The 8,821-nt window shown below is 74.4% G+C and carries 7 protein-coding genes and 2 pseudogenes; all 9 read left to right on the plus strand.

Annotation, left to right across the window (positions count from 1 at the left end):
• Positions 1 to 422 precede the first annotated feature (422 nt).
• A pseudogene (locus tag I73_RS26545) lies at positions 423 to 1,664 on the plus strand (NAD(P)/FAD-dependent oxidoreductase); the annotation flags it as partial.
• Positions 1,665 to 1,707: 43 nt separating this feature from the next.
• Positions 1,708 to 4,590, plus strand: a complete 2,883-nt coding sequence (locus I73_RS26550; protein ID WP_022979990.1) for a nitrate reductase — start codon at positions 1,708 to 1,710, stop codon at positions 4,588 to 4,590.
• Positions 4,591 to 4,628: 38 nt separating this feature from the next.
• Positions 4,629 to 5,018 (plus strand): hypothetical protein, encoded by a 390-nt coding sequence (locus I73_RS07185; RefSeq protein WP_022979991.1) that lies wholly within the window; start codon positions 4,629 to 4,631, stop codon positions 5,016 to 5,018.
• Positions 5,019 to 5,053: 35 nt separating this feature from the next.
• Positions 5,054 to 5,527 (plus strand): helix-hairpin-helix domain-containing protein, encoded by a 474-nt coding sequence (locus I73_RS26555; RefSeq protein ID WP_022979992.1) that lies wholly within the window; start codon positions 5,054 to 5,056, stop codon positions 5,525 to 5,527.
• An 87-nt stretch (positions 5,528 to 5,614) separates the two neighbouring features.
• On the plus strand, positions 5,615 to 6,559 hold the full coding sequence (ybiB, locus tag I73_RS26560) for a DNA-binding protein YbiB (RefSeq protein WP_022979993.1): 945 nt from the start codon (positions 5,615 to 5,617) through the stop codon (positions 6,557 to 6,559).
• Positions 6,560 to 6,599: 40 nt separating this feature from the next.
• Entirely contained in the window at positions 6,600 to 7,412 is an 813-nt protein-coding gene (gene cobA / locus I73_RS26565; protein WP_022979994.1) for a uroporphyrinogen-III C-methyltransferase, read from the plus strand.
• A 169-nt stretch (positions 7,413 to 7,581) separates the two neighbouring features.
• On the plus strand, positions 7,582 to 7,773 hold the full coding sequence (locus tag I73_RS07205) for a hypothetical protein (RefSeq protein WP_022979995.1): 192 nt from the start codon (positions 7,582 to 7,584) through the stop codon (positions 7,771 to 7,773).
• 59 nt (positions 7,774 to 7,832) lie between these two features.
• A complete protein-coding gene (locus I73_RS07210) occupies positions 7,833 to 8,030 on the plus strand; it encodes a hypothetical protein (protein ID WP_022979996.1) in 198 nt (65 codons plus the stop codon).
• 85 nt (positions 8,031 to 8,115) lie between these two features.
• A pseudogene (locus tag I73_RS07215) lies at positions 8,116 to 8,821 on the plus strand (hypothetical protein); the annotation flags it as partial.

Below are 8,821 nucleotides of genomic sequence, written 5' to 3' on the forward strand. Positions count from 1 at the left end.
GGCGCCGCACCACGCTGGCGCGGCGCATCCCCCACCGCCCAGCCCGCGGCCTGCAGCAGCGGCAGCAGCGCCGGCCGGTCACGGTCATCGGGACAGATCAGGGACAGCAGGTTCATGGGCGGCACAAGGGGAGACGGACCAGGTGATGCAGCAGGAGGTGCGGACACCGCGCGATTCTCGCCCGCCCCCGAGGCCGGTGGCGACCCGATGAGCCAGGCTGGGCACGTCGCTTGCATGTTCGGGGCCACGGTGCAACGAAGCACCGTTCTGGTGAGCGCGGCCCACGGCCCGCGCCCTCACCCCGCAGCCCGGCCGCCGGTTCTCGGCGCCCCGCTTCACCCCCTCCTCCTCCCCCCGCTGACCGCGGCCCTGACCGGCTGCGGTGGCGTTCGCTCACCCCATTTCCTTCCTTCGGATCGCCCATGGACAAGTTGAAGCTCGTGATGATCGGCAACGGCATGGCCGGCGTGCGCACGCTGGAGGAGCTGCTGCGCATCGCCCCGGACCTCTACGACATCACCGTCTTCGGCGCCGAGCCGCACCCCAACTACAACCGCATCCTGCTGTCGCCGGTACTGGCCGGCGAGCAGACGCTCGACGAGATCGTCCTGAACCCGCTGGCCTGGTATGCGCGCCACGGCATCACGCTGCACCTGGGCCAGGCGGTGACGAAGATCGACCGCATCCGCCGCACGGTGACCGCGGCCGACGGCCGCACCGCAGCCTACGACCGCCTGCTGATCGCCACCGGCTCGCAGCCCTTCGTGCCGCCGGTGCCGGGCGCGGACCTGGACGGTGTGCTGAGCTACCGCGACATCGCCGACACCCAGGCCATGATCGAGGCGGCCCGCACCCACCGCCACGCGGTGGTCATCGGCGGCGGCCTGCTGGGCCTGGAGGCCGCCAACGGCCTGGCCCTGCGCGGCATGGCCGTCACCGTGGTGCACCTGGGCGAGTGGCTGCTCAACCGCCAGCTGGATCCGACCGCCGGCGCGCTGCTGGAGGCCAGCCTGCGCCAGCGCGGCCTGGACTTCGCGCTGGGCGCGCAGACCGCCGCCCTGCAAGGCGATGCCCGCGGCCGGGTGCACGCGGTGCGGCTGCAGGACGGGCGTGAGCTGCCGGCCGACCTGGTGGTGATGGCCGCCGGCATCGTGCCGCACACGTCGCTGGCCGAGCAGGCCGGCCTGCTGTGCCAGCGCGGTATCGTCGTGAACGACACGCTGCAGACCGTCACCGACCCGCGCATCTACGCGGTGGGCGAATGCGCGGCCCACCGCGGCGTGGCCTATGGCCTGGTGGCGCCGCTGTTCGAGCAGGCCCGGGTCTGCGCCACCCACCTGGCCCAGTTCGGCATCGGCCGCTACCGGGGCAGCCAGACCCACACCCAGCTGAAAGTCACCGGCATCCGCCTCTTCTCGGCCGGCGACTTCATGGGCGGCGAGGACACCGAGGCCATCCTGCTGTCCGACCCGGCAGCCGGCCTCTACAAGAAGCTGGTGCTCCAGGGCGACCGGCTGGTGGGCGTGTGCCTGTACGGCGACACCGCCGACGGCCCCTGGTACTTCGAGCTGCTGCGCGAGGGCCGCGCACTGGGGCCGCTGCGCGACCGCCTGATGTTCGGCGAGCGCGCCTGCCAGGGCGCCACCCCGGCCCAGGCCCCCGCCTGGCGCGAGGCCGCCTGAGCCCGCGGCCCCACAAGGACAAGCCATGACCGAAACCCCTTCCACCTGCCCCTACTGCGGCGTCGGCTGCGGCGTGCTGATCGAACACGACGGCCAGCGCATCACCGGCGTGCGGGGCGACCCGGACCACCCCGCCAATGTCGGCCGGCTGTGCACCAAGGGCGCCACGCTGCACCTGACCGCCGCCGACAGCGTGCAGCGCCAGACCCGGCTGCTCGCGCCGATGCACCGCACCCGGCGCGGTGCCACACCGCACACCGTGGACTGGGACAGCGCGCTGGACACCGCCGCCGAGCGCCTGGCCGCCATCCACCAGCAGCATGGCGCCGACGCGATCGGCGTCTATGTCTCGGGCCAGTTGCTGACCGAGGACTACTACGTCTTCAACAAGCTGGTGAAGGGCCTGCTGGGCACGAACCACATCGACACCAACTCGCGCCTGTGCATGTCCAGCGCGGTGGCCGGCTACAAGGCCACGCTGGGGGCCGATGCACCGCCCTGCAGCTACGAGGACTTCGCCCACGCCGACACGGTCTTCATCACCGGCAGCAACCTGGCCTGGGCCCACCCCATTCTGATGCGCCGGCTCGAAGACACCCGCCGCGCCCGCCCGCAACAGAAGTGGATCGTGGCCGACCCGCGCCGCACCGAGACGGCCGCCCTGGCCGACCTGCACCTGGCCCTGAAGCCAGGCAGCGACGTGGCGCTATACCACGGCCTGCTGCACCTGCTGCTGGCGCAAGGCCTGACCGATGCCGCCTACATCGCCGCCCACACCACCGGCTTTGAGGCCCTGGCCGAGCGGGTGCGCGCATTCCCCCCGGCCGAGACCGCCCGCCTGACCGGCCTGGCCGAGGACGACCTGCGCACCGCCGCGCGCTGGTTCGGCGAGAGCCCCGCCACGCTGAGCCTGTACTGCCAGGGCCTGAACCAGAGCGCCAGCGGCACCGACAAGAACGCCGCGCTGATCAATCTGCACCTGGCCACCGGCCAGATCGGCCGACCCGGCGCCGGCCCCTTCAGCCTGACCGGCCAGCCCAATGCCATGGGCGGGCGCGAGGTGGGCGGCCTGGCCAACCTGCTCTCGGCCCACCGCGACCTGGCCAACCCGGCCCACCGGGCCGAGGTGGCGCGGCTCTGGGGCGTTCCCAGCGTGCCGGCCACGCCGGGCCGCACCGCGATGGAGATGTTCCAGGCCGCCGCCGATGGTGCGGTCAAGGCGCTGTGGATCGTCTGCACCAACCCCGCGCAAAGCCTGCCCGACCAGGCCATGGTGCGCCGCGCGCTGGAACGCGCCGAGTTCGTCATCGTGCAGGAGGCCTTTGCCACCCCCGCCACCTGCGCCTATGCCGACCTGCTGCTGCCGGCCACCACCTGGGGCGAGAAGGACGGCACGGTCACCAACAGCGAGCGTCGCATCAGCCGGGTGCGCCCGGCGCTGCCGCCCGCCGGCCAGGCCCGCCACGACTGGGCGATTGCCACCGACCTGGCGCGCCGTCTGGCCGCCCGCATCGCGCCCGAGCGCATCGCCCTCTTCCCTTACGACACGCCCGAGTCCATCTGGAATGAGCACCGCGAAACCACCCGCGGCCGCGACCTGGACATCACCGGCCTGAGCTATGCGCTGCTGGAAGAGAAGGGCCCGCAGCAGTGGCCCTGCCCCGAAGGGGCCAGCGAAGGCCGCAGCCGGCTCTACGGCGACGGCGTCTTCCCCACCGCCGATGGCCGAGCCCGCTTCGCCGACGTGGCGCTGCGCCCGCTGGCCGAGGTGCCGGATGCCGAACACCCCTTCAGCCTGCTGACCGGCCGCCTGCGCGACCAGTGGCACGGCATGAGCCGCACCGGCCTGCTGGGCCGGCTCTACGGCCACGAGGGCCTGCCCGCCATCGACCTGGCGCCCGCCGACCTGGCCCGCCTGGGCCTGCAGGACGGCGACCTGGTGCGCGTGGCCTCGCGCCGGAGCGCCATCGTGCTGCCGGCCCGCGCCAGCGAGGGCCTGGTCGCCGGCCAGGCCTTCCTGCCCATGCATTGGGGCCAGGAGGTGCTCAGCGGCCAGGACGCGCAAGGCCAGGCCCTGACCGGCGTGAACGCGCTGACCACCTCGGCCTTCTGCCCGACCTCCAAGCAACCCGAGCTCAAGCACGCCGCCGTGGCCATCGAGAAGGTGGACCTGCCCTGGCGCCTGTCCGCCATGGCCTGGCTGCCGGCCGAGCAGGCCCTGGCGGTGCGCGAGCAGCTGCGGCCGCTGCTGGCGGCCTTCGCCTGGGCCAGCCTGCTGCCCTTCGGCCGCGAGCCCGACGCCCAGGGCCGGGTGGGCCTGGTGCTGCGAGGCGCCGCCGCCTCGCCGGTGGACGAGGCCCGGCTGGCCCCGGCCCGCGCCCTGCTGGGCCTGGACGGCCCCGCGCTGCTGCGCTACCAGGACGCGGCAGCCCGGCAGGACCGCGCCCTGCGCGTGCAGCGCGATGCCGACGGCCGCGCCCAGCTGCAGGCCTTCTGGCTGGCCGGCGACACCGGCGGCGAAGCCTGGCTGCGCCAGCTGCTGGAGGCCGACACGCCCCTGCCCGGCCCGGCCCACCTGCTGCTGGCCCCGAGCGAGCTGGCCCGCGCCCTGGTGGGCGAGGCCGCCGCGCCGGCCAGCCCCCAGGTCTGCACCTGCTTCAATGTGCGGGAGGACGCCATCCGCCAGACCCTGGCGGGCTGCGCCGGCACGCCGCAGGAGCGCCTGGCCGCGCTGACCGCCACCCTGCGCTGCGGCAGCCACTGCGGCTCCTGCATCCCCGCGCTGCGCGGTCTGGTGCGGAGCGTGGCCGCAGTGCCACAGGGCCCGGGCATTGCACCGCCCCACCGCCTCGGACAGGTTGCAGACAGGTTCCAGACAGAGGCCACGGGCCAGACCGGACTACCGTGAAGGGTCTGAACCCCTTCATTTCCTTTCCAGGAGGATCCATGGACGTACAAGAACTGGTTTCCGATTTCCTCTCGTCCGAGCATGGCCAGCAGGCCCTGGCCAGCCTCAATGCCCAGGGTATCGATGGTGACAGCGCCCAGCAGTACCTGGGCGTGGCCGCCGAGGCCGCCCACGCCCACACCGAGGAACAGACCTCGGGCCTGATGGGCGACCACCCGGGCAAGAGCTTCTTCGCAGCCTTTGCGGCGGGCTTGGTGCACGGCGACGGCTTTCTCAAGTCCCTGGTGGATGGCGGCGAAGGGGTGATCTCCGGCAAGGTGGCCGAAGCCCTGGCCGAGCGCGCCGGGGTGGACCCGTCGACCGCCTCGACCATCGCCGCGGCAGCCACCCCCTACCTCGTCAGCTTCCTGCGCGAGAAGCTGGCCTGAGGCCCCGCCCCAACGACACACCTGGACACACCACCATGTTCAAGAAACTGTTCATCGCCCTGCTGGCCCTGCTGTCCGCCGCCGTGTTCGCCGCCGTGGATGTCAACAAGGCGAGTTCCGACGAGCTGGACGCGGTCAAGGGCATCGGCCCGGCCACGGCCAGCAAGATCGTCGATGCCCGCAAAGCCGGCCCCTTCAAGGATTGGCAAGACCTGATCAGCCGCGTCAAGGGCATTGGCGAGACCAGTGCCGCCAAGCTCTCGGCCAACGGCCTGACGGTCAACGGCGCCACCTTCCAGGGCGCCCCGGCCCCGGCCGCCAAGCCGGCCCCCGCCAAGACCGCTGCTCCTGCATCGCCCCCCGCCGCAGCCAAGCCGGCAGCCCCGGCCGCCCTGCCCGCCCCCGCTCCGGCCGCCGCCAGCGCAGCGGACAAGGCCGACAAGAAGAAGACCAAGGCCGAGAAGCGGGCGGCCAAGGCTGCCGCGGCGGCCTCTGCTGCGTCGAAGTGATCCGTCCGGCGGAGGGCACCTTCCGGTCCTCCGCCAGCTCTGCGGGCCTGACAATACGGCTCTCTTCGTCTCGCACCCGCCCGCACCATGAGCATCGCCCCCTACCTGCGTGAGATCGGCCGCGGCAAGGAAGGCGCCCGCGCCCTCAGCCGTGAACAGGCCTGCGACCTGATGAGCCAGCTGCTGGACGACCAGCTCAGCGACCTGGAGAAGGGCGGCTTCGCCCTGGCCATGCGCATCAAGGGCGAGACGGCCGAGGAACTGGCCGGCTTCATGGACGCGGTGCGGCCCCGCCTGCTGCCGCTGGCCGCCCCATCCACCCCGGTGCTGCTGCCCAGCTACAACGGCGCCCGCAAGCTGCCCAACCTGACGCCGCTGCTGGCCCTGCTGCTGGCGCGCGACGGCGTGCCGGTGCTGGTGCACGGGCCGCTGACCGACCCGGGCCGCGTCACCAGCGCCCAGGTCTTCGAGGCCCTGGGCCTGCCGCCCGCGCTCAGCCCCGAGGCGGCCCAGGCCCAGTGGGCGGCCGGCCAGCCGGTCTTCATGCCACTGTCGGTGCTGCACCCGGCGCTGGACCGGCTGCTGGCCCTGCGCCGCGTGCTGGGCCTGCGCAACCCCGGCCACACCCTGGCCAAGCTGCTGCCGGCCGTGCCCGGCGGCGTGCGGGTGGTCAACCACACCCACCCGGAATACTCGATCAGCCTGTCCCAATTTCTGGAGCTGACCCAGGCCGACGCCCTGCTGCTGCGCGGCACCGAGGGCGAGCCGGTGGCCGACGCCCGCCGCTGCCCGGCCCTGAAGGTCTTCGTCCAGGGCCTGCTCAGCGACGTGCTCTCGGTCGAAGCCCAGGGCGGCTCGCTGGCCGAGCTGCCCGACCTGCCCTCCCTGGACCCGGCCGAGACCGCCGCCGCCATCCGTGCCATGCTGGCCGGCCAGCGCCCGGTGCCCGCCCCGATCGACCGCCAGCGCCGCGTGCTGCTGGCCCTGCGCGACGCGGCCCGGGCCGCGGCCGACACCACCGGCCGGACCTGAGCCCGGCCCCGCCTACGCCCCTGCCCGTTCTGGAGTCCCCATGCCCCTGCCCGCCGCCCCCGTCCTCCACACCGTGCACCTGGTGGGCGCCGGTCCGGGCGACCCCGAGCTGCTGACCCTCAAGGCCCTGCGCGTGCTGCGCCAGGCCACGGTCATCCTGGTGGACGACCTGGTGGGCGAACAGGTGCTGGCCCACGCACTGGAAGGGCTGGACCCGGCGCCGCGCATCGTGCCGGTGGGCAAGCGCGGCGGCTGCGAGTCCACGCCCCAGGCCTTCATCGAGAAGCTGCTGGTGCGCGAGGCCCTGGCCGGCGAGAAGGTGGTGCGCCTGAAGGGCGGGGACCCGCTGGTCTTCGGCCGCGCGGGCGAGGAGATCGCCGCGCTGCGCGAGGCCGGCATCCCGTTCGAGGTGGTCAACGGCATCACCGCCGGCCTGGCCGCCGTCAAGGCGCTGGGCACCGGCTGGACCGACCGCCGCCATGCCCAGGGCGTGATGCTGGTGACCGGCCACCCGCAGACCGGCGGCGCCGGGCCGGACTGGGACGCCATCGGCGCGGCCGCCGCCAGCGGCCTGACCCTGGTCATCTACATGGGCGTGACCCAGGCCCCGCGCCTGGTGGAACAGCTGCTGCCCCGGCTGGGCCCCGACTGGCCGGCCGCGGCGGTGCAGGCCGCCAGCACACCGGCCCAGCGCCAGCTGCGCGCCACCCTGGGCACGCTGGTGGACACCCTGGCCCGCGAGCAGCTGGGCAGCCCGGCGGTGCTGGTGCTGGGCCGGGTGCTGGAGGCCGCGGCCCTGGCCGAGTGGGCGGCACAGACCGCACCGGCCTCCCAGGCGCAAGCCAGCGCCTGAAAGCGCCTGAAAAGCCCCCCAGCGGCGGCGCCGTCCATCCGCGCCGGCCGCGTTTCACGCCGCCTGCCGCGCACCTCGTCGCAAGCCGCTGGTGACGGCCCCGCCGCGCGACGACAGTCTCTCCATCGGCCCAGGAAACGGGCCCCTGACAGCCCACCGGAGAGACACCATGCAACGCAGCTTCACCACCGTCACCGCCCGCAGCACCGCCCTGGGCCTGGCCGCCGCCCTGACCTTCGCCATCCTGCACAGCCTGGGCGGCATCGCCGACCGCCAGGTCGACGAGGTGATCGCCCAGGCCCAGGCCTGCACCCAGCTGGCCCAGGCCCAGACCGAGCGCGCCCCGGCCCGCCGCAGCTGAGCCCATCCCACCGCCCTGAACCCCCAGGCCCCGGGTTGACGGGCCGCTGGAGACCGACCATGAACACCGTTCCGACCCCCACCTTCCTGCAACGCGCCAGCGCCCTGGGCGGGGCCGCCCTCATCACCCTGAGCGTGCTCAGTGGCCTGGGTGGCATCGCCGACCGCCAGGTGGATGGCGCCGTGCTGGCCCTGCGCGCCCAGGCCTGCACCGCCGTGGCGGCCGGCGCCCCCGCCCTGCCCCGCCTGCCGGCTTAATCCTCGCTTCACGCTGGCCTCACGCCAGCTTCATCCTCGCCCCCGAGCATGGGGAGGTGCCCGCCAGCGTCCGGCTCCGCCCGCCATGCCACCGCCCCACCTCCCACCGCCGTCCGCGCCCGCCTTGAGCTACCTGCGCCTGCGCTGGCGCTGGAGCGCCCGGGCCTTGCGCGAGGGCTTCTGGCGCCGCCGCCGCCAGGCCGGGGTGCTGGCGGCCCTGCTGGCCGGCTGCGCCGGTGACCTGCCCAGCGCCTGGGCCAGCCTGCAGAGCGCGCTGGTGTTCAGCGTCTGGCCCCTGGCCCGCTGGAGCAGCGGTGGCCAACTGGGCCCCTGGCTGGGCGGGCTGCTGCTGCAGACCACGCTGGGCGCCCTGCAGGCCCTGGCCTGCTTCCCCTGGCTCTGGTCCCCCGCCTGGCGCACCCAGGACCACGCCCTGCCGATTCCCCCCGCCACCCGCTGGCGCGCCGATGCCGCGCTGGTGGCCCTGACCCAGCTGCCCTGGGCCCTGGCCCAGGCGGCGGGCAGCGCCTTGCTGCTGGCCCAGCAGCCCGCCTGGCTGAGCGGCGCCGGCCGCGGCCTGTGGCTGGGCGGCCTGGGTCTGGCCCAACTCGCCGCCGTGCTGGTGGCCACCGCCGCGCTGGCCCGCTGGCGCCGCGCACCCCGGGGGCGCTGGCCCGGCCCGTCGGCCCGGCCGATGGCGGTGGCCACATCCCGCCGCCCGCTGCGCTGGCAGCAGGCCCTGCTGTGGCAGCCGCTGTGGCGCGGCGCGACGCGCCCGCTGGCCCGGGCCG

Origin of the sequence: Ideonella sp. B508-1 (assembly GCF_000333615.1) — a bacterium.
In the GTDB taxonomy this organism is placed as follows: domain Bacteria; phylum Pseudomonadota; class Gammaproteobacteria; order Burkholderiales; family Burkholderiaceae_C; genus Ideonella.

Bases quoted from the DNA above. Each gene is read 5' to 3' on its own strand.
- I73_RS26550 (WP_022979990.1), top strand. From the start codon at position 1,708: ATGACCGAAACCCCTTCCACCTGCCCCTACTGCGGCGTCGGCTGCGGC.
- I73_RS07185 (WP_022979991.1), top strand. From the start codon at position 4,629: ATGGACGTACAAGAACTGGTTTCCGATTTCCTCTCGTCCGAGCATGGC.
- I73_RS26555 (WP_022979992.1), top strand. From the start codon at position 5,054: ATGTTCAAGAAACTGTTCATCGCCCTGCTGGCCCTGCTGTCCGCCGCC.
- ybiB (WP_022979993.1), top strand. From the start codon at position 5,615: ATGAGCATCGCCCCCTACCTGCGTGAGATCGGCCGCGGCAAGGAAGGC.
- cobA (WP_022979994.1), top strand. From the start codon at position 6,600: ATGCCCCTGCCCGCCGCCCCCGTCCTCCACACCGTGCACCTGGTGGGC.
- I73_RS07205 (WP_022979995.1), top strand. From the start codon at position 7,582: ATGCAACGCAGCTTCACCACCGTCACCGCCCGCAGCACCGCCCTGGGC.
- I73_RS07210 (WP_022979996.1), top strand. From the start codon at position 7,833: ATGAACACCGTTCCGACCCCCACCTTCCTGCAACGCGCCAGCGCCCTG.